A 1012-nucleotide genomic window follows, 5' to 3' on the forward strand; every position below is an offset into this window, starting at 1 on the left:
GCCGGGGGCCCCGCGTACGGGCGCGGAGTGGGCGTGCGTACGGGCCGCTGGCCTGCGTACGGGCCGGGGCCCCTGCCCTGCCGCGGCTGCGGTCAGCTCAGCTCCGTGCCGCCGCCTCGCCGCGCACGGCGGTGACCAGCCAGGAACTGCTCCGCAGCCACACCCCGCCGTCCGCTTCATGACGCTCCAGAGCGGCCGTCAGCCCCCGGCGCGCCGCGTCCTGCCGGGCCTCGCTCACCTGGTCGAGCACATGCCGTCCGGGACCGGAGTCCAGCAGGAACGCCGCGGCGTCCGCCGCGTCCGCGCCCCACTTCCCCGCCGCCTCGACGCGCCGCACCCCGATCCCGTCGAACCCGCCCGCGGTGAGCAGGCCGCGGATGCGGCCGGGATCGGTGAGGGAGAACATGCCGGGGGCGCCGGCCTTTCCGAAGCCGCCGAGCGGCAGGACGTCGCCGAGGGAGGCCAGCGCGGCGAGCCACTCGTTGGCCTCGGCCTCGGCCGCGCAGACGAAGGCCAGCCGGCCGCCGGGGCGCAGCGCCCGGTGGAGGTTGGCGAACGCGGCGACCGGATCGGTGAAGAAGGTCATGCCGTACCGGCTGATGACCGCATCGAACCCCTCGGCTTCCAGCGGGTGGACCTGGGCGTCGCCCTGGACGAAGGCGGCGTTCGCGACCCCTTCGCGCTCGGCGCTCTCGCGGGCCCTGGCGAGCATCGGATCCGACAGGTCCAGGCCGAGCGCCCGGCCGCGTACGGCGCGCCGGGCGGCGAGGCGGGTGGTGCGGCCGGCTCCGCAGCCGACGTCCAGGACGGTGTCGGTCCCGCGGATGGCCGCGGCGTCCAGGAGGGGCTGGTTGAAGCCGTCGTTGACGGCGTCCCAGCGCTCCTGGCTGCGGGCCCACTGCGCGCCCTCGTATCCGTTCCAGGCCTCGGCCTGCGCGGTGTTGGCGAAGTGCCCCATGGGTGAACTCCCTCCCGCCGGGGCGCGGAAAGACGCCCCGACCCCTAGTATGGG

General features: G+C 76.3%; 1 protein-coding gene. It reads right to left on the bottom strand.

Annotation, left to right across the window (positions count from 1 at the left end):
* Nucleotides 1-97: 97 nt before the first annotated feature.
* A complete protein-coding gene (locus tag ACFW48_RS38815) occupies nucleotides 98-958 on the bottom strand; it encodes a class I SAM-dependent methyltransferase (RefSeq protein WP_030027603.1) in 861 nt (286 codons plus the stop codon).
* Nucleotides 959-1012 lie beyond the last annotated feature (54 nt).

It is taken from the genome of Streptomyces sp. NPDC058812 (assembly GCF_042744565.1).
Taxonomy (GTDB): domain Bacteria; phylum Actinomycetota; class Actinomycetes; order Streptomycetales; family Streptomycetaceae; genus Streptomyces; species Streptomyces thinghirensis.

Coding starts and splice junctions, on each gene's coding strand:
- ACFW48_RS38815 (WP_030027603.1), bottom strand. CDS start 958: ATGGGGCACTTCGCCAACACCGCGCAGGCCGAGGCCTGGAACGGATAC.